This is a genomic window from Microbacterium foliorum, from assembly GCF_003367705.1.
Classification (GTDB): domain Bacteria; phylum Actinomycetota; class Actinomycetes; order Actinomycetales; family Microbacteriaceae; genus Microbacterium; species Microbacterium foliorum.
Genome location: NZ_CP031425.1, coordinates 1,238,073 through 1,259,777, shown reverse-complemented (window position 1 = coordinate 1,259,777; position 21,705 = coordinate 1,238,073). Strand labels below are relative to the sequence as shown.

The window sequence follows — 21,705 nt, the reverse complement described above, 5'->3', positions numbered from 1 at the left end:
CCGCGTCAGAGCGTCTGGAAGGTGCGCTCGGGCGAACCCGTGTACAGCTGCTGCGGGCGACCGATCTTGGTCTGCGGGTCGAGCTGCAGCTCGCGCCACTGGGCGAGCCAGCCGGGCAGACGGCCGATCGCGAACAGCACCGTGAACATGCGCGTCGGGAAGCCCATCGCCTTGTAGATCACGCCGGTGTAGAAGTCGACGTTCGGGTACAGACGACGCTCCTTGAAGTAGTCGTCGGCGAGAGCGATCTCCTCGAGCTCCTGAGCGAGGTCGAGCAGCGGGTCGGTGACGCCGAGTTCGGCGAGCACCTCTCCCGCGGCCTCCTTGACGAGCTTGGCGCGCGGGTCGTAGTTCTTGTAGACCCGGTGCCCGAAGCCCATCAGCTTCACGCCCTCTTCCTTGTTCTTCACCCGCTCGACGAAGCGGGACACGCTCTGTCCCGAATCGCGGATCTGGCCGAGCATGGTGAGCACCGCCTCGTTCGCCCCGCCGTGCAGGGGCCCGGAGAGCGCCTGGATGCCGGCGGAGACCGAGGCGAACTGGTTCGCACCGGTGGAGCCGACCAGGCGGACCGTCGAGGTCGACGCGTTCTGCTCGTGGTCCTCGTGCAGGATCAGCAGCAGCTCGAGCGCCTTCGACATCACCGGGTTGATCTCATAGGGCTCCGACAGGACGCCGAAGTTCAGCTTCAGGAAGTTCTCGACGAAGCCGAGCGAGTTGTCGGGGTACAGGAATGCCTGTCCGACGCTCTTCTTGTGGGCGTACGCCGCGATCACTGGCAGCTTCGCGAGCATGCGGATCGTGTTGAGCTCCACATGCTCGGGGTTGTGCGGGTCGGTCTCGCCCTCGTAGTAGGTCGAGAGGGCGGCCACGGCCGACGACAGCACCGACATCGGGTGCGCGGTGTGCGGCAGTGCCGAGAAGAAGCGCTTGAGGTCTTCGTGCAGCAGAGTGTGGCGACGGATCTTCTCGTCGAACTCCGCGAGCTCACCGGCGGAGGGCAGTTCGCCGTAGATCAGCAGCCAGGCGACCTCGAGGTAGCTCGTCTTGCCGGCCAGCTGCTCGATCGGATACCCGCGGTAGCGCAGGATGCCCTGGTCGCCGTCGATGAAGGTGATCGCGGACTTCGTCGATGCGGTGTTGACGAACCCGTAGTCGAGTCCCGTGTACCCCGTCTGCTTCGTCAGGGTCGACAGATCGATGCTGTCGTTCCCTGCCGTGCCGCGCACGATCGGGAACTCTGCGGTGGTCTCACCGATCGACAGCTTCGCGATGGGCTGCTGCTCTGCCGCTGCGCTCACGCGGACCTCCTCGTGGGTTCTTCTTCAAAGCCGGATATGGCGATGTCTCGGCGCTGTGCGCCAGGCCGGATCGAGATCGTCGATCCACGACCGAAATCGCCTTTACAGCCTAGTAGGCACATCGGCCTACTGTGACAAGGCACAAAAGAACGATGCGTCTGGGGGGATTGTCTACAGGGCATGCTCCCGGAGACGGCGTGCACCTTCCATGATCCGCTCGGTCGGCGCGGTGAGCGCGAGCCGCACGTGCCGGGTCGAGTGCGGTCCGTAGAACGGCCCAGGACCGGCGAGGATGCCGAGGTCCGCGAGCCTCGCGATGCTCGCCCACGCGTCCTGATCCTCGGTCGCCCAGAGGTACAGCCCCGCCTCGGAACCGTCGATCCGGAAGCCCGCTGCCTCCAGCGCCGGCCGCAGCGCGTCACGCCGGGTCCGGTACAGCTCCTTCTGCGCGGCGACGTGCGCGTCGTCGCCCAGTGCCACCGCCATCGCGTGCTGCACGGGCTCCGGCGGCATGAGTCCCAGGTGCTTGCGGGCCGTGAGCAGCTCGCCCACGATGCGCGCGCATCCGGCGACGAAGGCCGCTCGGTAGCCGGCGAGGTTGGACTGCTTGCTCAGGGAGTAGACGCTGAGCAGATTCGCCCTGCTGCCCCCGGTCACGCGGGGGTCGAGGATCAAGGGGATGCTCTCGCTCGCCCAGCGGCCGTCCCAGCCGAGCTCCGCGTAGCATTCGTCGCTGGCGAGCACTGCACCGAGCTCCCGTGCCCGATCGACGGCGACGGCCAGCTCCTCGACCGTCCAGGTGCGTCCGTCGGGGTTGCCGGGGGTGTTGATCCAGACGAGTCTCGTGCCCTCAGGCCAGTCCGCCGGTTCGTCGGCGGCGACGGGCGTCGCACCCGCCACGCGCGCACCGACTTCGTAGGTCGGATACGCGATGCGCGGATGCACGACGATGTCACCCGCGCCCAGGCCCAGCAGAGTGGGCAGCAGGGCGACCAGCTCTTTGGAGCCGATCGTGGGGAGCACGTTGTCGGTCGTGAGATCGGGCACACCCCGGCGGCGCCGGTACCACTCGACGATCGCCTCGCGCAGCGCGGGCGTGCCGACGGTCTGCGGGTAGGCGTGCGCGTCGGTCGCGTCGGCGAGCGCCCGACGGATCAGCTCAGGCGTGGGGTCGACGGGCGAACCCACCGAGAGGTCGACGATCCCGCGCGGGTGCAGCGCCGCCCGCTCGCGATACGGGGCGACGGAATCCCAGGGATAGTCTGCGAGGTCGCGGACGCTCACGGACTACTCGCCCTGAGGCGGGAGCGCGGCGATGATGGGGTGGTCGTGCGCGATGACGCCGACCTTCGCCGCACCGCCGGGCGAGCCGACCTCGTCGAAGAACTCGACGTTGGCCTTGTAGTAGTCCTGCCATTCGTCGGGCAGATCGTCTTCGTAGTAGATCGCCTCGACGGGGCACACCGGCTCGCACGCACCGCAGTCGACGCATTCGTCGGGGTGGATGTACAGCGAGCGTTCACCCTCGTAGATACAGTCAACGGGGCACTCGTCGATGCAGGCGCGGTCCTTGACATCGACGCACGGAAGGGCGATCACATACGTCACCCCTCCAGTCTACGACTCGCTGCCGGTCCGATCGCCCACCGGCATCCGAGACAGACGCGGCCAGGCCACGGTGAGCAGCACGAGACCGGCGACGAGGTAGATCCAGATCCGTCCGCTCAGCGTGTCCTCCACCACCACCGAGCCACCGGGGCCGACCCCCGAGATGAGCACGAGCATGCCCAGCATCCCGAGACCGGCGGCCAGTGTCGCCCCCCGGTCGTGCGTGAGGGCGCGGATCGCCACGAGGATCGCCGCGCAGGCGATGGCGCCGACGACCAGGCCGACGGGCAGCGGGCCCCACATCAGGCTGTGGCCGATGGTGCCGGCGACACCGAACACGCCGCCGACGAGGGCCGCGGCGATCCAGGACAGCACCCGGGAGATCCAACCGTTACGCACCAGACGATCCTACGCGCGGTGCGCCCCCTCCTCGCTCACCCGGCGAGCCCGAGCAGACGCAGCACGGCGGCCACGGCGGCAGCAGCGACCACGACCACGAGGAATGACTGTCGCAGCCAGAGCAGGCCGGCCGCGACGAGCAGCGCGGGGACCCGCGCGTCGACGATCACTGCCTGACCCGCGCCGAGGCTCTGCACCGCCACGAGGGCGGCGAGCAGCGCGACCGTCAGCAGATCGGAGATGCGCGCGGGACGCGGAGCCTCGAGCACTCGGGTCGGCACCAGGTACCCGGTCGCCTTCAGCCCGAGGCAGATCAGCGCGGCCAGCAGGATCGCGCTCCAGACGCTCACAGCGCTCCTCCGTCGTCGACCACGCGCACCGACGGCTTTCGCCCCAACCAGTCGAACCATCCGACGACGACGGCCACCACGGCCGCGACCAGGACAGGCAGGCCGGGCATGAGCATCGGAGTGAGCGCCGCGGCGACGATCGCGGCCGCGATGCCCACCGCGATCGCCTGGCGCTCCTTCAGTCGAGGCCACAGCAGCGCGAGGAAGGCGGCGGCGGCCGCGGCATCCAGCCCCCAGCTCCGAGGATCGCCGAGGACATCGCCGACGAGCGCACCGATCAGGGTGGTGAGGTTCCATCCGAGGAAGATGCCGACCCCGGTGACCCAGAACCCCACCCGGCGCAGGCGAGGGTCGTTCTGGGAGATCGCCACGGCCGTCGACTCGTCGATCGTGAAGGGGGCGGCGACGACCCGGCGGGCGGGGGTCGTGCCGACGATCGGAGCCATGCGCATCCCGTACGCCACGTTGCGTACTCCGAGCAGCACGGCGGAGGCGATCGCCGAGGGAAGCGCCGACACTCCCCCGGCGGCGAAGACGCCCACGAAGGCGAACTGCGACCCGCCGGTGAACATCAGCAGACTCAGGACACATGCCTGCCACACGTCGAGGCCCGAGGCCACGGCGAGCGCGCCGAACGAGACGCCGTACGCGCTCGTCGCGAGCACGACGCCGAGCGCTTCGCGCCACACCTCGCGTTCCGCGCTCACCGGCGGATCGTTCGATTCACTGAACACATGATCATCATCATGAACAGGACCGACCGGATAGTCAAGCGAACGATCGTTTGGCATGATGAACACATGGAAGATCTCCGCACCCGGATCGCACGCACGCTCCGACGAGAGCGTGAGAGCGCAGGCCTGTCGGTCTCGGAGCTCGGCCGTCGCGCCGGCATCTCCAAGGCGACCGTCTCGCAGCTCGAATCCGGATCGGGCAACCCCAGCGTCGAGACGCTGTGGGCGCTGGGCGTCGCGCTCGGGGTGCCGTTCGCCGTACTCGTCGACGAACAGACCAACGCGCCGACCCTGATCCGGGCCGCAGACCTCGCCGGAGTGCCGTCGTCAGCCGCGGACTACAGCGCCACGCTGCTGTCCGCGAGCCCGCCCGGGGCCCGGCGGGACATCTACCTCATCACCGCCGAACCGGGCGACCCCCGCCGTTCCGATCCGCACCATGCCGGAACCACCGAACACGTCATCCTGCTCTCCGGTCAGGCGCAGATCGGCCCCGTCGACGAGCCGGTGCTGCTGAACCCGGGCGACTACCTCTCCTACCCGGGAGATGCCCCCCACGTGTTCGAGGCGACGGCTGCCGACACCAGGGCCGTGCTCGTCTCCGAGCTGCGCTGAGCACGGAGCGGGCGCCGCGCGCGACCCGCTCACCGCTCACCGCTCAGTACCAGTTGACCGACTGCGAGTGCGACCAGGCGCTGCACGGCGTGCCGTAGACCGACGAGATGTACCCGAGGCCCCAGCGGACCTGCGTGGCCGCGTTGGTCTGCCAGTCGGAGCCGGCGGACGCCATCTTGCTGCCGGGCAGAGCCTGCGGGATGCCCGTCGCGCCGCCGGAGGCGTTGTAGGCCTGGTAGTTCCAGCCCGACTCCTTGGTCCACAGCGAGTTCAGGCAGGAGAACTGGTCCTCGCCCCACCCGTACTCGCTCGCGGCGATGTCGCGGGCCGCCGCCTTCGCGCCGTCGACCGTGTTGGTCTGCGCGAGCACTGCAGCCTCCTGAGCCGCCTGGGCGGCTGCGGCGTCTGCGGCCGCCTTCGCCTCCTGCGCCGTCGTGTACGACTGCTGGAGCGCCGCCGTCTCGGCGGTGATCTCCTCGATACCGGTCACCGTGTAGGCCGTGAGGCTCGACAGCTCGCGGTGCGAGAGGCCGTCGCGGTCCGCGAGCTGACCGACCCAGGTGGTCACGTCGGAGGTGTCGACGGATGCCGGCGCGGCACCGAGGTCGAGACCCGACGCTGCGACCTCGGCGTTCACCGCCTCGGCTGCGGCGACGGCATCCTTCGCCGCGACCATCGTGAGCGCGGAGTCGTCGACGCTCTTCGCGGGCGTCTCCTCCGCACCGGTGACGAACGACGCGACGCTGGCAACCGCATCCGGCATCTCGGCGCCTGCTGCCGGCGCCGAGACCATGCCGACGGTCAGGGCGAGTCCGAGCACGCCTCCGGTGATGGTGCCGAGGATCAGCTTCGGACGGCGGGCGGTGATGGCGTTCCGGGCATCGGCGGCGGCGTTGGCGCGCCGAAGGGCACGGGAAGTGTGAAGCATGGGGGTGTGACTTTCGGGTGGTCGTACGCCCATCGCGGGACACTCATCGGGAGATCGCCCCAGGCGCAAGGTAACGATTCTGCAACGGGCCACCTGTGCGCTTCATGAGAAAAGGGCCCTGCACCAGCCATTTCGGCGGTGCAGGGCCCTTTTCGCAGGCGATTCTCAGACGCTGGCGTCCTGACGCTTCATCCTCGCGGTCTCCCGCGCGCGGGTGTTCGCGTCGAGGTTGACCTTGCGGATGCGCACGACCTCGGGCGTGACCTCGACGCATTCGTCGTCACGCGCGAACTCGAGGCTCTCCTCGAGAGTGAGCTGGCGCGGAGGCGTCATCGACTCGAAGGTGTCGGAGCTCGCCGCACGCATGTTGGTGAGCTTCTTCTCCTTGGTGATGTTGACGTCCATGTCGTCGGCACGAGAGTTCTCGCCGATGACCATGCCCTCGTAGACCTCCTGCGTGGGCTGCACGAAGAACGACATGCGCTCCTGCAGGGCGATCATCGCGAACGGCGTGACCACTCCCTGGCGGTCGGCGACGATCGAGCCGTTCTGACGGGTCGTGATGGACCCTGCCCACGGCTCGTAGCCGTGCGAGATCGCGTTGGCGATACCCGTGCCGCGCGTCGTGGTGAGGAACTCGCTGCGGAAGCCGATGAGACCACGCGACGGGACGATGAACTCCATGCGCACCCAGCCGGTGCCGTGGTTCGTCATGTTCTCCATGCGGCCCTTGCGGTTCGCGAGCAGCTGCGTGATCGCGCCGAGGTGCTCCTCCGGCGTGTCGATCGTGAGGTGCTCGAACGGCTCGTAGGTCTTGCCGTCGATCTTCTTCGTGACCACCTGCGGCTTGCCGACGGTGAGCTCGAAGCCCTCGCGACGCATGTTCTCGACCAGGATGGCGAGAGCGAGCTCGCCTCGGCCCTGCACCTCCCACGCATCCGGGCGTCCGATGTCGACGACCTTGAGCGAGACGTTGCCGATGAGCTCCTTGTCGAGACGGTCCTTGACCATGCGCGCCGTGAGCTTGTGGCCCTTCACCTTGCCCATGAGGGGCGAGGTGTTGGTGCCGATCGTCATCGAGATGGCGGGGTCGTCGACCGTGATCGCAGGCAGCGGACGGACATCCTCGGGGTCGGCGATGGTCTCGCCGATCGTGATGTCGCTGAAACCGGCGATGGCGACGATGTCGCCGGGCCCTGCGTCTTCGGCGGGGTAGCGCTCGAGCGCACGGGTCTTCAGCAGCTCGGTGATGCGCGCGTTCTGGTGCGTGCCGTCGGCTCGGACCCAGGCGACGGTCTGACCCTTTTTGAGCGTGCCGTTGAAGACGCGCAGCAGCGCGAGACGACCGAGGAAGGGGCTGGAGTCGAGGTTGGTGACCCAGGCCTGCAGCGGGGCCTCGTCGTCGTACGACGGGGCGGGGACGTGCTGGAGGATCGCCTCGAAGAGCGGCTCGAGGTCGTCGTTGTCGGGCAGCGAACCGTCGGCCGGACGGTTCTGCGACGCCGCGCCGGCGCGACCGGACGCGTACACGACAGGCACGTCGAGCAGTGCGTCCACGTCGAGGTCGGGAACGTCGTCGACGAGGTCGGAGGCGAGACCGAGCAGCAGATCGTGCGCCTCTTCTTCGACCTCGGCGATACGCGCGTCGGGGCGGTCGGTCTTGTTGACCAGCAGGATGACCGGCAGCTTCGACTCGAGGGCCTTGCGGAGCACGAAGCGGGTCTGCGGGAGCGGGCCCTCGCTCGCGTCGACGAGCAGCACGACGCCGTCGACCATGGAGAGGCCGCGCTCGACCTCACCGCCGAAGTCGGCGTGGCCGGGGGTATCGATCACGTTGATCGTGATCTCCTTGCCCTGGGCGTGCTTGCCCTTGTAGGTGATCGCCGTGTTCTTGGCGAGGATTGTGATGCCCTTCTCGCGCTCGAGGTCGTTCGAGTCCATGGCACGCTCATCGACGTGGGCGTGTTCGCCGAAGGAGCCCGTCTGACGCAGCATGGCGTCGACGAGAGTGGTCTTGCCGTGGTCGACGTGCGCGACGATTGCGACGTTGCGGAGGTCAGAGCGGAGGGCGTGCGCCATGCAGGAGTCCTAAAGAGTGTGGGTTTTTGTCGAGAAGCCGACGGGACAGCCTATCGCACCCTCGTGAATCCTGGCTGAACGGCTCCTGTCCCCCTGTCCCCTGGGCAGTGCGATACCGTGACCGCATGGGGGACCCGATGTACGACACCGACCTCGCCGCCGCGCAGAACCCGGCGACGCCACCTGCTCGACTCGCAGACATAGCCGCACGCCGGGGAGATCTGCATCCGCTGATCCTGGGTCATCCCGCGTGCTATCCGCAGCTGCGCGAATGGATCTTCCAGGTCAACCCGTCGGCGCGGGCGGCGATGAGCGCTGCTCCTGCGATGCCACCTGCCGCGGCTCCGAGTCCGCGTCGCGGACGCGGCGGCCTGTGCGCGCTCCTCGGATGCGGCGGTCTCGCGCTGCTGGGTGTCGTCATCGTCGGGATCGTGTTCGTCGGAGGGCTGCTCATCGGACCCTCGACGCAGGATCAGTCGACGAGCGATCGTCCGACGAGCGAGGGCACCACGGCTCGCGACGACTCCCTGGCGGCTTTCGATGCGGAGCGGAGCAGGTACGACGAGCTCTACGCCCAGATCGAGAGCAACCCCGTGGCTCCCCTGGTCGCCGACGTCGTGAGGTTCCAGCGTGTGGAGACGAACATCGCCGACCCCGGCCTCACCGACGCCTCGGTCGCGCAGTACGCGAATGAGGCCAGGAGCATCAGGGAGACGCTCGAGCAGAGGATCGCCGACGCCGCAACCCGGCGGACGAACGTCTCGGGCTCGGTCACCGAGGCGATCGTCGACGAGGCGGGCCAGGGATTCATCGACATCGCCTGGGACGCGGACACGCAGTGCGCGACCTCCCGACGGGCGGACGAGGGTCGAGTCACCATCGGATGCGTCTCGGACGAGCCGCTCGCGGTGCACCTCGCTCCGGAGAGCCAGCTCGGCGGCGACCTGGCGATGCGCGAGGTCGTGCTGCATGAGCTGACGCACCTCTACGTGCGCGCCGACAGCGATGCGCACGGCTCCGAGTTGGGAACTGCGGCCCTTCTCGTCGAGCAGGGTCATTTCCAAGGGAACAGCGAGTCGTTCGCCGACTGCTACGCGTTGACCTACCTGGATCTGTGGACTCTGACCTTCGACGGTCGCGAGTACGGCTACGGCTACATCTGCACCCCCGAGGAAAGGCAGCTCGTACGCGAGTGGGCGGCAGAAGTACATGCGCCGATGCCGCAGTGATGCGCGCGGCGCGCGTACGATCGATGGTGCCATGAGCCTCCTCCCGACTGCCGAGTCCTCGCGAGCCCGCATCTGGTGGGAGATAGGCATCGTGCTGGCTCTCGGCCTCGGCCAGTCGGCCGTCTATGCGGTCGTGCAGCTCGCCTATCGCCTCACCGACGTCACTCCGCTGGCCGATCAGACGGCCACGCTGAACCCGTCGCGCAGCGACCGCGAGATCTTCGACCTGATCTACCAGGTGCTCTCGATCGGGTTCTCCCTCGTCCCGGTTCTGCTGGTCTGCTTCCTGCTCTGGCAGTCCTCGCGGCCGCACCTCGGCCGCCTGGGGCTCGACGGCACCCGGGTCGTCCCCGACATCGGACGGGGCGTGCTGCTCGTCGCAGCCATCGGGATCCCGGGCCTCGGCCTGTACCTGGTCGGTCGCGCATCCGGCCTCTTCGTCGCCGTGAATCCCGCCGGGCTCGACGCGTACTGGTGGACGGTGCCGGTGCTCCTGCTCGCCGCGGCGCGCGCCGCGCTGCAGGAGGAGTTCGTCGTGCTCGGTTACCTGTTCGCGCGTCTGCGGCAACTCGGGTGGGGTCCGTGGAGCATCATCATCGCGACATCGGTGCTGCGCGCGAGCTACCACCTCTACCAGGGACCCGGCGCCTTCATCGGCAACCTCGCCATGGGTCTGCTGTTCGGATGGCTGTTCCAGCGCAGCGGGCGTCTGATGCCGTTCCTCGTCGCGCATTTCCTGATCGACGCCACGGTGTTCGTCGGCTACCCGTGGGCGGCGGCGACGTGGCCGGAGCTCTTCGGCCTGCCCGGCTGACGCGGCGCCCTATGCATTCCCGCACGCACTCCCCTACTCTTGGTACCTCCATCGATGCCGCATATGGAGGGAATAGCTCATGAAGAAGAATCGCGGAGCCAAACTGGGCGTCGCCATCGCAGTCGCTGCGGGGATCACGCTGTTCGGCGTGACACCCGCTTCTGCAAGCGAGTTCGGGCCGTACTCGTCGCCGCAGCAGTGCAATGCGGACCGCACCGATTTCGTTCGCGGAGGTGGCAGGGCGAGCCCCTGCGTTCCGGGAACGGGCGGCTGGTACTTCCAGTCGTATCAGTGACCGCCCATGCTCCGCCCCTCGTCATGAGCCGGCCCTTCCGGCACACCCGGTGCTCATGCTCGTGAGTCGTAGCGCTTGACTGCGTTCAGTCAACGGATCGACGAGACCGCCGTCCTGCGAGGTGCCGGAGACGCGATCGCTGTGCCCCTCACGCTTCCGCGTGAGGGGCACAGCGTCGCTCTCGCGTGCGTTCGTCGGCGGGAGGGACGGCGAGAGCAGGCGGCTCTCAGGAGGCCTCGACAAGCCATACCGAGACGACCGCACACACCAGGATCACGCCTAGTGCCCCCAATGCCTTCCAGTCCCAGGAGCGACGGATCGCCTGGTCCGCCGTCACGTCAGCTGCCTGCCAGCGGTCGCGGATGTCCGCGAGATCACGGAAGCCGGTTGGCACCGTCCGCGCATCCTCATCGCGCATACGGCTCCGGCGTGGGCGAGCGTGAGCCGGACCGCCGAAGCTCGTGAGGTCGGTGCCGTCCTGCAGCGAGAACACGAGCTGCCAGCGCAGATCGATGTCGCGCACCTGACTCCACCCGAATGCAGTACGACGCAGCAGATTCTGCACGAGAACGCCTTCGCCGGTGACCCGCACATGTGACACGAAGCTGATCTGATACACGACCCAGAGACCGAGCAGGACCCATGGCGCGAGCAGCAGCATAGGACCCCACCCGCCCCTGACCACGGCATCCCCGAGCAGGAACAGCGCGAGCAGGCCGGTCAAGACCATGGTGACGACACCCGAGGGTGCACGGTATGTGCGTGCGCCCTCGGGTGCGGGAGCCGCCGTCACTATGCCTGGCCTCCCAGCGACATCGATACACCGGGGATCGCCTTGAGCAGGCGGTCCGTGTACTCCTGCTGCGGATTGGCGAAGATCTCGTCCACGGTTCCCTGCTCCACGAGCTTGCCTCGCTCCATGACGCAGACGAAGTCGCTGGAGACACGCACGACCGCGAGGTCGTGCGTGATGAAGAGATACGTCAGATCAAGCTCCGACTGCAGCTCAGCGAGCAGCTTGAGGATCTGGTCCTGAACGAGCACGTCCAGAGCCGAGACCGCTTCGTCGAGCACGACGATGTCCGGCTTGAGTGCGAGCGCGCGCGCGATCGCGACTCGCTGACGCTGACCGCCCGACAACTCGTTCGGATACCTCGTCGACAGCTCCCGAGGCAGCGACACCTGGTCGAGGAGCTCGAGCACCCGGTCCCGTCGGGACGACTGGTCGCCCACGCCGTGGATGTTCAACGGCTCCGCGATGGTATTGCCGATGTTGCGCAGCGGATCCATCGATCCGTACGGGTCTTGGAATACCGGCTGCATACGCCGCCGAAGCCCGAACGACTGGGCGTTCGAGAGGTGCGACACGTCTTGACCGTCGATCTCGATGAGACCGGACGTCGGTTCCTCGAGCTTCAGCAGCATCTTCGCGACGGTCGACTTCCCCGAACCCGATTCTCCGACCAGCGCGAGCGTCTTGCCCTTCGGGATATCGAACGTGACGTCGTCGACGGCACGGAACGCCTCACTGCGGAAGTTACCCTGCCGGATCCGATAGTCCTTCGTCAACCCGGCGACCCGCACTGTCGGAGGAGTGTCGGAGAGGTCTTCGACCGTCCTGACGCCGCGGTCCTCGACGATCGCCTGGATCCGCTGCGAGGCGATGCTCGGCGCAGCGCCGACCAGCCGCTTCGTGTACGGATGCTGCGGATTCTCGAGAATCGCGCGACTGGGACCGGCCTCTACGATGTCACCGCCGTTCATCACGATGATCCGCTCCGCACGCTCGGCCGCAAGACCGAGATCATGCGTGATGAGCAGCACCGCAGTGCCTCGATCACGCGTCAACGATGCCATGTGATCGAGGATCACGCGTTGGACCGTGACGTCGAGCGCGCTGGTCGGCTCGTCGGCGATCAGGAGTTTCGGGTCAGCTGCCAGACCGATGCCGATCAGTGCTCGCTGGCGCATACCCCCCGAGAACTGGTGCGGGTATTGGTGCAGGCGGCGCTCGGCATCCGCGAGCCCGGCCTGCTGCAGCACCTCGACAGCACGATCTCGAACCTCACTGCGCCCGGCAGCCAGGCCGTTCGCGCGGACCGCTTCTTTGACCTGGAAACCGATCGACCAGACGGGGTTGAGGCTTGCCATCGGGTCCTGCGGCACGAAACCGACGTCCTTGCCCCGGACCTCCTCGATCTCACGGCGGTTGAGCGTCGTCAGCTCGCGACCGTCCAGCGTGACGCTGCCACCGGTCACCGTTCCCGTCCCCGGGAGCAGGTTGATGATCGCAGCCGCTGTGGTGGATTTGCCGGAACCCGACTCACCCACGATGGCCACGGTCTCGCCGGCGTGGACGTCGAAGGAGATCCCGTGGAGCACCTCACGGGGTCCGGCCTGCCCGCGAAACGCGACCTTGAGGTCGCGCACGCTCAGAATCGGTTCGGTGGACTGCTGTGCGTGAACGCTCATCGCTGTGCCCTCGCCTTCGGATCGAGAGCGTCTCTGATGAGTTCGCCCAGCATGATGAACGCGAGCACGGTGATCGTGAGCGCGAGAGAGGGGTAGATGAGCGACATCGGCGCGATTCTCAGTGACGTCTGGGCATCACTGATGTCCTTGCCCCACGACATCACGTCACCACCTGCACCTCCGCCGAGCCCGACACCGAGGAATGTCAGTGTGGCCTCGGCGACGATCGCGCCTGCGAGCGCGAGCGTCGCGAGCACGAGCAACGGGGCGATCGCGTTCGGCAGCACGTGCGACAGCAACGTGCGGAAGCGCGACAATCCCAGCGCGCGCGATGCCGTGACGAACTCCGCCTGGCGCACTCGCAGAATCTCGGCACGGACGACACGTGCGGTCGAGGCCCACGCGAAGCCACCGATCGCGATCGACAGCGTCAGCACGTTGCGGAAGTCCGAGTACACGGTCATGACGACGACAGCTGCCAGCACGTAAGGGATCGAGAAGAAGATGTCCCCGATGCGGGACAGCACTGCGTCGACCCAACCGCCGTAGTATCCGGCAAGCGCGCCCATGACCAGTCCGATGCCGGAGCCGATGATCGTGGAGATCAGACCGACGCTCAGCGAGGTGCGGGAGCCCCACACGATGCGCGCATAGATGTCGCAACCCTGGAATGTGAAGCCGAGCGGATGCCCGGCGGCAGGGCCGCCGTTGGAGTTGCTGAGCTCGCACTGATTGTTCGGCGGCGTCTGAGTGAACAAGGTCGGCCAGACAGCCATGAGCAGGACGACCCCGATGATGACCAGGGAAATCCAGAACATCGGACGACGACGCAGATCGTGCCAGCCATCGCGCCAGAGGCTCGCGGGTTTTCCCGAAACGACGACGGCATCGGTCTTGGCGGGGGCCTTCGTCACAGCGGCGACGAAGTGATCGGATGGTTCAACTGACATAGCGAATCCTCGGGTCGAGCAGTCCGTAGAGCAGATCCACGAGCAGGTTGACGAGAACGTAGATGATCACGAAGACCGTCACGAACGACACGATCGTCGGCCCCTCATGCTTCAGCGTCGCGTGGAACAGGGTGTTTCCCACCCCTGGGATGTTGAAGATGAACTCGGTCACGGTCGCGCCCACCAGCAGCACACCGAAGTTCGTCGCCGAGTTCGTGATCACGGGGATGAGCGAGTTGCGCAGCACGTGCACCGGGATGACCCGGCCTCGCGAGAGGCCCTTGCTGTATGCCGTGCGCACCCAATCCTGATTGAGCGTGTCGAGGACCGACCCACGCATGAGCCGCATGCTCGTCGCGAAGAGGCTCAGACCGAGCACGATAGCCGGCAACCAGAGGTCGCCCCAGTCGTTCTGCCCACCGACGGTCGCTCGGAACCAACCGAGCTTGATCGCAAGGAAGTATTGCGCGAGGAAGGCCACGACGAAGATCGGCATCGAGAGGAAGACCAGCGATACGACGAGGGCGCCGTTATCGAACAGCTTCCCCTTGCGCAGCGCCGAGAACGTGCCGATGACGATCGCGAGCAGGAACTCGATGCCGATGGCCATGATCGCGAGGCGTCCCGTGATGGGCAGGGTGCGGGCAAGGACTTCGTTCACGGACTGTCCCGAGAACGTGGTGCCCATATCGCCCTGGAACACCCCGAGGATGTAGTAGTAGTACTGCACCAGGAAGGGTTCATCGAGGTGATACTGGGCCCGGATCGCTTCGAGGAGCGCCGGTGCCGGGGGCTTGTCGCCGAAGAGCGCCGCGATGGGGTCGCCCGGCATGAGGAAGACGAGTGCGAAGATCAGCAGCGTCGAGCCGAAGAACACGGGAATCAGCTGAAGCAGTCGTCGAATGATGTACGAGAACATCCCTCTCCTTTCATGGAGACGTTCCCAGGGGACACGGCTACGAGGCGGCGACGGTGATCGTCGCCGCCTCGCGGCTCAGTCCTCCATGGGGACTAGTTCGTCTTGGTGATCTCGTAGTAGAGCGGCACGGAGTTCCAGCCGAACACGACGTTGTCGACGTTCCCACCGAAACCACCGGACACGTTCTGGTACCACAGCGGCACAGCCGGGAGGTCCTTCAGCAGGATCTCCTGAGCCTTCTGGTAGTCCTCGATCGCCTTCGCGGGGTCGCTCGCGGATGCACCCTGCTCGAGCAATGCGTCGAAGTCGGCGTTGGAGTAGTCACCGTCGTTCGAGGAGGCCCCCGTGGAGTACAGCGGGAACAGGAAGTTGTACAGACCCGGGTAGTCAGCCTGCCATCCGGAGCGATTGGCGGTCTGGATCGTGCGCTTTCCATCGGCGCCGCGCTCGTTGACCGTCGCACGCAGGGTGGCGAAGTCGACGAAGGGTGCTCCGGATGCCTCGATGCCGAGCGTGTTCTTGATCGAGTTCGACACTGCGTCCACCCACGCCTGGTGGGCGCTGTCAGAGTTGTACGCGATCTGGAAGGTGCCCGACCACGGCGAGATGGCATCGGCCTCAGCCCACAGCTTCTTCGCCTCGTCGGGGTTATACGTCAGCACGTCGGCACCCTCGAGCGAGTCGCTCCAGCCGTCGAGCACCGGAGAGGTGAAGTCACTTGCCGGCGTGCGGGTGCCGTTGAAGATCTTGTCGGTGATCTCGTCGCGATTGATCGCCATCGAGATGGCGGCACGACGGAGCTGGCCCTCTTCGCCTGCGAAGTGTGCAACCTGCTCGCCGATCGTGAACGACTGGAAGATCGCGGCCGGCTGGTTGACCGCGCGGTCGCCGAGCTCACCCTCGAAGGTCGCGATCGAAGTGTCGGGGATCGCGTCGATCACGTCGAGCTCTCCGGAGAGGAGGTCGGCGTACGCCGCGTCGAGCGACGTGTAGAAGGTGATCGTCAGACCGCCGTTGACGACCTTGCGGTCGCCCTGGTAGTCATCGTTCTTCACCAGCGCGATGCTGACGTCGTGCTGCCACGCCCCATCGCCATCGAGCTTGTACGGTCCGTTGCCGATCGGGTTCTCACCGAAGGCAGCCATGTCGTCGAAGGCGACGTCGGGCAGGGGGTAGTAGGCGGAGTATCCGAGGCGAGTGGCGAAGTCGGCAGCCACGGGGGTGCTGAGCTCGATCGTGAAGGAGAGATCATCGACCTTCTTCAGACCGGTGAGCTCTGCGTCAGCCGAGTCGCTGTAGCCGACGATGTCGCTGAACCAGGACTGGTTGAGCTGCTTGTTCGAGAGCAGCGCACCGTAGTTCCACGCCTTGATGAAGTTGTCCGCCAGCACATCGGTGCCGTCGGTGAACTTCTGGTCCTTCTTGAGCTTGACCGTGAGCGAGGTCGGGCTGTCGACCGTGATCTCCTCGGCCATGTCGTTGACGAGTGCGCCGTCTCCGTCATAGAACGCGAGTCCCGCGAAGATCGAGTCGAGGATCTTTCCACCGCCGACCTCGTTGGTGTTGGTCGGGATGAGCGGGTTCTCCGGCTCGGATCCGTTCGCGGTGACGACTGCGGTTGCATCGCCGGCGTTCGGCTTGCCGGAGTCGGTGTCCCCCGAGCTACCCGCGCAGCCCGCGAGCGCCATGGCGCCGATCGCGAACAGCGCGACGCCCGCGAGGGCGATCTTGTTGCGCTTCACTTTTGTCCTCCTGTGGACTCAAACGACAGTCTGCGCGCTCATGGTGGAGCGCGCAGGGATACCTGAGCCTAACCCTGCTCGACACGCGTATCCCCAGTCGGCTAATCAACCGTTACTGAGTGGTGACCATCCGTAACATCCGAGAAACACGCTGCACGCGACGTGATTGCCAGGCTGCGAACGAACCGATAAATTTGGCGGACCAATCGGAGGGAAGTCAACGATGACGAAGAAGAGAGTGATGAGCATTGCAGCGGGAGCCGCCTTGGTCGCGGGTCTGGCGGTGTCGGCGCCGCTCGCTGCTCAAGCCGCGACCGGGTGGGCGGGGGCCTACATCGAGAGCGGCCAATGCCAGGCCGACCGTCGCCTGTACGTGCAGGAGGGCTACTCGGTCGGCCCATGCCAGAACCGCCCCGGACTCCCCGGACAGTGGTTCAGATGGACGAATTGACAGCAGGATGACCGGGGTGTGGGCCGGCGATCGTGAAGATCGCCGGCCCACACCCGTCCGTCCTCAGGCGAAGGCCTCGATCGGAGGACACGCGCAGACGAGGTTGCGGTCGCCGTACGCCTGATCGATTCGGCGCACCGGCGGCCAGTATTTGCCCGCCACCAGGGCAGGCACCGGGTAGGCGGCGTCCTCGCGGGTGTAGGCGTGCTCCCACTCCCCCGCGATCAGCGAGACCGCGGTGTGCGGCGCGTGCACGAGAGGGTTGTCGTCGGCGGGCCAGCGTCCTGCGGCCACGGCATCCGCCTCGGCCTTGATCATGATCATCGCCTCGATGAACCGCTCGATCTCGCCGATGTCCTCGGATTCGGTCGGCTCGACCATGAGCGTGCCCGCCACGGGGAACGACATCGTCGGAGCGTGGAAGCCGTAGTCGATGAGACGCTTGGCCACATCGTCGACGGTGATCCCGGTCGCCTCCTTGAGCGGACGGAGATCGAGGATGCACTCGTGCGCGACCCGTCCGCCCTCGCCGGCGTAGAGCACGGGGTAGTGCTCGGCGAGGCGGGCGGCGATGTAGTTCGCCGAGAGGACGGCGGCGGCCGTGGCGTGACGGAGGCCGTCGGCCCCCATCATGCGCACGTACGACCACGAGATCGGGAGGATCCCCGCCGAGCCGTACGGGGCGGCCGAGACCGCGCCGCCCTCGAACACGAAGCCCCCGGCGTGCTCCGCACGCTGGGCGAGCGGATGCGACGGCAGGTGCGGGGCGAGGTGCGCCTTGGCCGCCACGGGGCCCACACCGGGACCGCCGCCGCCGTGCGGGATCGCGAACGTCTTGTGCAGGTTGAGGTGCGAGACGTCTCCGCCGAGGTCGCCGAATCGGGCGTAGCCGAGCAGCGCGTTCAGGTTCGCGCCGTCGACGTAGACCTGTCCGCCGGCCTCATGGACGGCATCCGTGATCTGCACCACATCCTGCTCGTAGACGCCGTGCGTCGACGGGTAGGTGATCATCAGCGCCGACAGTTCATCGGCGTTCGTCGCGATCTTCGCCCGCAGGTCGTCGAGATCGACGTTGCCGAGCTCGTCGCAGGCGACCACGACGACCTTCATCCCCGCGAGCACGGCGGAGGCCGCGTTGGTGCCGTGGGCGGACGACGGGATCAGGCACACCGTGCGCTGCGTGTCGCCGTTCGCGAGGTGGTAGCCGCGGATCGCGAGCAGACCGGCGAGCTCGCCCTGCGAGCCGGCGTTCGGCTGCAGCGAGACCGCGTCGTAACCCGTCACCTCGGCGAGCCACGCCTCGAGCTGGGTGATCATGTCGAGGTAGCCCCCGACGTCGGATGCCGGAGCGAACGGGTGGATGCCCGCGAACTCGGGCCACGTGATCGACGCCATCTCGGTGGCCGCGTTGAGCTTCATGGTGCACGAGCCGAGCGGGATCATGCCGCGGTCGAGCGCGTAGTCGCGATCCGCGAGGCCCTTCAGGTAGCGCATCATCGCGGTCTCGCTGCGGTGGGCGTGGAAGACCGGGTGGGTGAGGTACTCGTCCTGTCGGAGCAGGTCGCCGGGAAGAGCACCGCGCGATCCCGAGCCGTAGAACCCGAAGGCCCGCTCCCGCTGGCCGCCGAAGACCTGAGCGACCTGATGGAGATCAGCGACCGTCGTCGTCTCGTCGACCGAGAGTCCGACGGTGTCGGCATCGACCGCGTGCAACAGGATGCCGGAGTCGTGAGCCCGCGCGACGATCTCGGCCGCCCGAGCCGGGACACGCACCCGCAGGGTGTCGAAGAACGCGTCGTGCACGAGGTCGGCCCCCGCGTCGGCGAGCCAGTCCCGCAGCATGACGGTCTTGGCCGCGACCTCGCCGGCGATCGCCTTCAGTCCGTCGGGACCGTGATAGACCGCGTACATCGACGCCATCACCGCGAGCAGCACCTGAGCGGTGCAGATGTTGCTCGTGGCCTTCTCCCGACGGATGTGCTGCTCGCGCGTCTGCAGCGACAGACGGTAGGCGGGCTTGCCGTCGGCATCGACCGACACACCGACGAGGCGCCCGGGCAGCTGGCGCTCCAGACCCGCTCGCACCGCCATGTAACCCGCGTGCGGGCCGCCGAAACCGAGGGGGACGCCGAAGCGCTGCGTCGTGCCCACCGCGACATCTGCGCCGAGCGAGCCCGGCGACGCGATCAGCGTGAGCGCGAGCAGGTCGGCCGCGACCACGGCGAGTCCGCCCGCCACGTGCGCGGCGTCGATCACGGCACTCGGGTCCCAGACGCGTCCGGACGCGCCGGGGTACTGCACGAACACGCCGAACAGCTCGGCGGGGAGCTCCTCGCCCGCGGCGAAGTCCACGGACACGAGCTCGATGCCCACGGCCTCGGCCCTCGTCTCGAGCAGCGCCTTCGTCTGCGGAAAGGCATCGGCGTCGACGGCGAACACGTTCGACGCCTTCTTCGACGCGCGGCGTGCCAGCAGCATCCCCTCCACGACCGCGGTGGACTCGTCGAGCATCGAGGCGTTCGCGGTGGTCAGACCGGTCAGTTCGGCGACCATGGTCTGGAAGTTGATGAGGGCCTCGAGGCGGCCCTGCGAGATCTCGGGCTGGTAGGGCGTGTAGGCGGTGTACCAGGACGGGTTCTCCAGCACATTGCGCTGGATGACCTGCGGGGTGATCGTGCCGTAGTAGCCGAGGCCGATCATCGGCCGGTTCACCGTGTTGCGGGCGGCGAGCGCACGCAGCTCCGCCAGCGCCTCGGTCTCGCTCGCGGCGCGCGGGATGACCGAGTCCGCGGAGGCGTCGGTGAAGATCGACGAGGGCACGGCCTGGCGCATCAGCGCCTCGACCGGGCTCCAGTCCTCGAGGGAGGACTCGACACCCAGCGCGTCGAGCATCTGACGCTGGGAGGAGGCGGTGGTTCCGATGTGACGGTCGGCGAAGGAGACCACTGGTCGATCAGCCCTCCGTGAGAGCGACGTACGCGTCGCGGTCCATCAGGCCGTCGAGCGCCCCCGCGGCGACCGACACCTTGAGCAGCCACCCGCCGGCGAACGGCTCGGCGTTCACCAGCGAGGGGTCGTCGACCACGGCGTCGTTGATCTCGACGACCGTGCCGCTGACGGGGGCGTACAGCTCTCCGACGGACTTGGTGGATTCGATCTCGCCGACCACGGAGCCCGCCGTGATCTCGGTGCCCACCGCGGGCAGCTCGACGAAGACGACATCGCCGAGCTTGTCGGCCGCGTAGTCGGTGATGCCGACGGTGGCGGTACCGCCGTCGGAGGCGATCCACTCGTGCTCGTCGGTGTAGTGGAGTGCGTTGAGGTCGGTCATTTGGTCCTCCGATAGAAAGGCAGGGCGGTCACGGTCGCGGGGATCCTGGTCCCCCGCACATCAAGGAATACTGCGGTTCCCTCCGCAGCAGAAGACGGTGCGACGTAGGCCATCGCGATCGGATGGCCGAGTGTCGGGCTGAGCGCGCCGCTCGTGATCTCACCCAGGACGACGCCGTCCTGGTCGACGACCGGGTACCCGGCGCGACCCGCGCGCCTGCCCTCGGCGACCAGACCGACCAGCACGGGCGCGTCGGCGGCGGCGGGCGTGGCGTCCTTGCCGATGAAGCTCTCCTTGTCGGAGACGACGACCCGACCGAGTCCGGCCTGCGCGGGTGTGATCTCGCGCGACAGCTCGTGGCCGTACAACGGCATGCCCGCCTCGAGACGAAGGGTGTCGCGGGCGGCGAGACCCGCGGGCACGAGCTCGTGCGCGTTCCCGGCCGCCACGACCGCATCCCACAGCGCCGGCGCGTCCGCCGCGCGGACGAGCAGCTCGAAGCCGTCCTCCCCGGTGTAGCCGGTGCGGGCGATCAGCAGGGGCGACCCGAGGAAGGTCGCGTCGGCCCACGCGTAGTATCGCTGCTCGGCCCAGGGCACCGAGACCTCGGAGATGCCCTCGGTCGCCGCGACGATCGCCTCGGCGGCGGGTCCCTGCACGGCGAGCAGCGCGTACTCGTCCGAGACGTCCTCGACGTCGACGCCGCGGTCCCCGAGGAAGCCCTCGAAGGTGCGCTCCTCCCCTGCGACGAGTTCAGGGCGCTCGCGCTCGACCATCGAGGGGAACGAGCGGATGCGCGACGCGAAGGCGGAGTCGACGAAACCGCGGTTGCCGGCGTTGGCGATCACCAGGAACCGGTCTTCGGCGAGTCGGTAGACGATCACGTCGTCGACGATGCCGCCGTCGTCGGCGAGCATCAGCGAGTACTTCGCCTTGCCCACGGCCATCGCGGACAGCCGCCCGGCGAGCGCGTAGTCGAGGAAGTGCGCGGCGAAGTCGCCGGTGACCAGGAACTCGGCCATGTGCGAGATGTCGAAGATCCCGGCGGACCGGCGCACGGCGTGGTGTTCGGCGAGATCCGAGGTGTAGCGCACCGGCATCTGCCAGCCGCCGAAGTCGGTGAATGACGCGCCGAGCGCTTCGTGGCGTTCGCGGAGCGGGGTGTAGCGAGGGTCGGACATGGAGTTCTCCCGGGCTGGGTCGGGAGGAACGGCGCTGCCGCTCCTCGGAACTCCCCCTCTGTCATGAGCCTGAGAGCTTCACCCGGGATCGGGCTTTCACCGTCGGCGGATCCCGTGGTTCCTGGGCGAGGACGCGCGGAGCGCGCCCGAGACGAAGGGTGGAATCGCTTTTCAGAGTGGCCGGAACCGCGCGGTACGCGTACCTGAGAGATTGGCGGGGAGGCTTGCTCCTTCGGTGCCCGGCTGCGTTCGCCGGGGCTCTCCCGCGTGGGTCATTCGGCCTGTCTTCACTTGTGGGCCCAGTCTA

At 67.5% G+C, this 21,705-nt stretch carries 21 protein-coding genes and 2 riboswitches; of the genes, 5 read left to right on the top strand and 16 right to left on the bottom strand.

From position 1 onward, the window contains the following. Positions 1–5: 5 nt before the first annotated feature. From DXT68_RS05720 to DXT68_RS05695, 6 genes are all read right to left on the bottom strand, one after another. Positions 6–1,301: a citrate synthase gene (locus DXT68_RS05720; RefSeq protein ID WP_082069059.1), complete on the bottom strand. Its 1,296-nt coding sequence runs from the start codon at positions 1,299–1,301 to the stop codon at positions 6–8. Between the two features lie 171 nt (positions 1,302–1,472). Beyond that, positions 1,473–2,585, bottom strand: a complete 1,113-nt coding sequence (gene dapC / locus DXT68_RS05715; RefSeq protein WP_045255525.1) for a succinyldiaminopimelate transaminase — start codon at positions 2,583–2,585, stop codon at positions 1,473–1,475. 3 nt (positions 2,586–2,588) lie between these two features. Beyond that, on the bottom strand, positions 2,589–2,909 hold the full coding sequence (gene fdxA / locus DXT68_RS05710) for a ferredoxin (protein WP_042542002.1): 321 nt from the start codon (positions 2,907–2,909) through the stop codon (positions 2,589–2,591). Between the two features lie 9 nt (positions 2,910–2,918). Continuing rightward, entirely contained in the window at positions 2,919–3,308 is a 390-nt protein-coding gene (locus DXT68_RS05705; protein ID WP_045255526.1) for a hypothetical protein, read from the bottom strand. 35 nt (positions 3,309–3,343) lie between these two features. Next, positions 3,344–3,658 carry an AzlD domain-containing protein gene (locus tag DXT68_RS05700; RefSeq protein WP_045255527.1) on the bottom strand — a complete coding sequence of 105 codons (315 nt, stop codon included), beginning with the start codon at positions 3,656–3,658 and terminating at the stop codon, positions 3,344–3,346. Next, positions 3,655–4,365 carry an AzlC family ABC transporter permease gene (locus DXT68_RS05695; RefSeq protein WP_045255700.1) on the bottom strand — a complete coding sequence of 237 codons (711 nt, stop codon included), beginning with the start codon at positions 4,363–4,365 and terminating at the stop codon, positions 3,655–3,657. Before DXT68_RS05695 ends, DXT68_RS05700 begins: the two co-directional genes overlap by 4 nt. A 93-nt stretch (positions 4,366–4,458) precedes the next feature. Between DXT68_RS05695 and DXT68_RS05690 the strand changes: the two genes are divergently transcribed. Further along, positions 4,459–5,007, top strand: a complete 549-nt coding sequence (locus DXT68_RS05690; RefSeq protein ID WP_045255701.1) for a helix-turn-helix domain-containing protein — start codon at positions 4,459–4,461, stop codon at positions 5,005–5,007. A gap of 43 nt (positions 5,008–5,050) precedes the next feature. On the opposite strand, the gene DXT68_RS05685 is transcribed toward DXT68_RS05690, so the two are convergent. Both DXT68_RS05685 and typA read right to left on the bottom strand, forming a co-directional pair. After that, a complete protein-coding gene (locus tag DXT68_RS05685; protein WP_052677852.1) occupies positions 5,051–5,935 on the bottom strand; it encodes an aggregation-promoting factor C-terminal-like domain-containing protein in 885 nt (294 codons plus the stop codon). Between the two features lie 165 nt (positions 5,936–6,100). After that, positions 6,101–8,014, bottom strand: coding sequence for a translational GTPase TypA (typA, locus tag DXT68_RS05680; RefSeq protein WP_045255528.1), 1,914 nt, complete (start codon positions 8,012–8,014; stop codon positions 6,101–6,103). A 125-nt stretch (positions 8,015–8,139) separates the two neighbouring features. On the opposite strand from typA, the gene DXT68_RS05675 reads away from it, so the two are divergent. From DXT68_RS05675 to DXT68_RS05665, 3 genes are all read left to right on the top strand, one after another. After that, entirely contained in the window at positions 8,140–9,243 is a 1,104-nt protein-coding gene (locus tag DXT68_RS05675; protein WP_045255529.1) for a variant leucine-rich repeat-containing protein, read from the top strand. 31 nt (positions 9,244–9,274) lie between these two features. Further along, complete coding sequence (locus DXT68_RS05670; RefSeq protein ID WP_045255530.1) at positions 9,275–10,057, top strand: CPBP family intramembrane glutamic endopeptidase; 783 nt, start codon at positions 9,275–9,277, stop codon at positions 10,055–10,057. A gap of 79 nt (positions 10,058–10,136) precedes the next feature. Then, positions 10,137–10,352, top strand: a complete 216-nt coding sequence (locus DXT68_RS05665; protein ID WP_045255531.1) for a hypothetical protein — start codon at positions 10,137–10,139, stop codon at positions 10,350–10,352. A 226-nt stretch (positions 10,353–10,578) separates the two neighbouring features. Here DXT68_RS05665 and DXT68_RS05660 read toward each other — a convergent pair whose 3' ends face one another. From DXT68_RS05660 to DXT68_RS05640, 5 genes are all read right to left on the bottom strand, one after another. Then, positions 10,579–11,082, bottom strand: a complete 504-nt coding sequence (locus tag DXT68_RS05660) for a PH domain-containing protein (protein ID WP_244268226.1) — start codon at positions 11,080–11,082, stop codon at positions 10,579–10,581. 62 nt (positions 11,083–11,144) lie between these two features. Further along, entirely contained in the window at positions 11,145–12,824 is a 1,680-nt protein-coding gene (locus DXT68_RS05655) for a dipeptide ABC transporter ATP-binding protein (protein WP_045255533.1), read from the bottom strand. Beyond that, a complete protein-coding gene (locus DXT68_RS05650; protein WP_045255534.1) occupies positions 12,821–13,774 on the bottom strand; it encodes an ABC transporter permease in 954 nt (317 codons plus the stop codon). The genes DXT68_RS05655 and DXT68_RS05650 overlap by 4 nt, the downstream gene beginning before the upstream one ends. Next, positions 13,764–14,693, bottom strand: coding sequence for an ABC transporter permease (locus DXT68_RS05645; protein ID WP_045255535.1), 930 nt, complete (start codon positions 14,691–14,693; stop codon positions 13,764–13,766). Before DXT68_RS05645 ends, DXT68_RS05650 begins: the two co-directional genes overlap by 11 nt. Positions 14,694–14,785: 92 nt before the next feature. Beyond that, entirely contained in the window at positions 14,786–16,435 is a 1,650-nt protein-coding gene (locus DXT68_RS05640; RefSeq protein WP_045255536.1) for a peptide ABC transporter substrate-binding protein, read from the bottom strand. A gap of 241 nt (positions 16,436–16,676) precedes the next feature. Here DXT68_RS05640 and DXT68_RS05635 point away from each other — a divergent pair, with 241 nt between their 5' ends. After that, the gene (locus DXT68_RS05635; RefSeq protein WP_045255537.1) at positions 16,677–16,886 is read left to right on the top strand and encodes a hypothetical protein; all 210 of its coding nucleotides are present in this window, start codon (positions 16,677–16,679) and stop codon (positions 16,884–16,886) included. Between the two features lie 63 nt (positions 16,887–16,949). Here DXT68_RS05635 and gcvP read toward each other — a convergent pair whose 3' ends face one another. From gcvP to DXT68_RS05620, 3 genes are all read right to left on the bottom strand, one after another. Beyond that, complete coding sequence (gene gcvP, locus DXT68_RS05630; protein WP_045255703.1) at positions 16,950–19,778, bottom strand: aminomethyl-transferring glycine dehydrogenase; 2,829 nt, start codon at positions 19,776–19,778, stop codon at positions 16,950–16,952. A gap of 61 nt (positions 19,779–19,839) precedes the next feature. Further along, positions 19,840–20,217, bottom strand: coding sequence for a glycine cleavage system protein GcvH (gcvH, locus tag DXT68_RS05625; protein ID WP_045255538.1), 378 nt, complete (start codon positions 20,215–20,217; stop codon positions 19,840–19,842). Continuing rightward, positions 20,214–21,398 carry a glycine cleavage system aminomethyltransferase GcvT gene (locus tag DXT68_RS05620; protein ID WP_045255539.1) on the bottom strand — a complete coding sequence of 395 codons (1,185 nt, stop codon included), beginning with the start codon at positions 21,396–21,398 and terminating at the stop codon, positions 20,214–20,216. Before DXT68_RS05620 ends, gcvH begins: the two co-directional genes overlap by 4 nt. A 51-nt stretch (positions 21,399–21,449) precedes the next feature. Next, positions 21,450–21,578, bottom strand: a riboswitch (glycine riboswitch). A gap of 1 nt (position 21,579) precedes the next feature. Next, a riboswitch (glycine riboswitch) is annotated at positions 21,580–21,674 on the bottom strand. Positions 21,675–21,705 lie beyond the last annotated feature (31 nt).

Excerpts from the sequence above, each read along its gene's own strand:
- DXT68_RS05635 (WP_045255537.1), top strand. The coding sequence starts at position 16,677 with ATGAGCATTGCAGCGGGAGCCGCCTTGGTCGCGGGTCTGGCGGTGTCG.
- DXT68_RS05660 (WP_244268226.1), bottom strand. The coding sequence starts at position 11,082 with ATGGTCTTGACCGGCCTGCTCGCGCTGTTCCTGCTCGGGGATGCCGTG.
- typA (WP_045255528.1), bottom strand. The coding sequence starts at position 8,014 with ATGGCGCACGCCCTCCGCTCTGACCTCCGCAACGTCGCAATCGTCGCG.
- DXT68_RS05650 (WP_045255534.1), bottom strand. The coding sequence starts at position 13,774 with ATGTCAGTTGAACCATCCGATCACTTCGTCGCCGCTGTGACGAAGGCC.
- gcvP (WP_045255703.1), bottom strand. The coding sequence starts at position 19,778 with ATGCTCGACGCGCTGGGTGTCGAGTCCTCCCTCGAGGACTGGAGCCCG.
- DXT68_RS05620 (WP_045255539.1), bottom strand. The coding sequence starts at position 21,398 with ATGTCCGACCCTCGCTACACCCCGCTCCGCGAACGCCACGAAGCGCTC.
- DXT68_RS05645 (WP_045255535.1), bottom strand. The coding sequence starts at position 14,693 with ATGTTCTCGTACATCATTCGACGACTGCTTCAGCTGATTCCCGTGTTC.
- DXT68_RS05665 (WP_045255531.1), top strand. The coding sequence starts at position 10,137 with ATGAAGAAGAATCGCGGAGCCAAACTGGGCGTCGCCATCGCAGTCGCT.
- gcvH (WP_045255538.1), bottom strand. The coding sequence starts at position 20,217 with ATGACCGACCTCAACGCACTCCACTACACCGACGAGCACGAGTGGATC.
- DXT68_RS05685 (WP_052677852.1), bottom strand. The coding sequence starts at position 5,935 with ATGCTTCACACTTCCCGTGCCCTTCGGCGCGCCAACGCCGCCGCCGAT.
- DXT68_RS05655 (WP_045255533.1), bottom strand. The coding sequence starts at position 12,824 with ATGAGCGTTCACGCACAGCAGTCCACCGAACCGATTCTGAGCGTGCGC.
- DXT68_RS05670 (WP_045255530.1), top strand. The coding sequence starts at position 9,275 with ATGAGCCTCCTCCCGACTGCCGAGTCCTCGCGAGCCCGCATCTGGTGG.
- DXT68_RS05690 (WP_045255701.1), top strand. The coding sequence starts at position 4,459 with ATGGAAGATCTCCGCACCCGGATCGCACGCACGCTCCGACGAGAGCGT.
- DXT68_RS05675 (WP_045255529.1), top strand. The coding sequence starts at position 8,140 with ATGGGGGACCCGATGTACGACACCGACCTCGCCGCCGCGCAGAACCCG.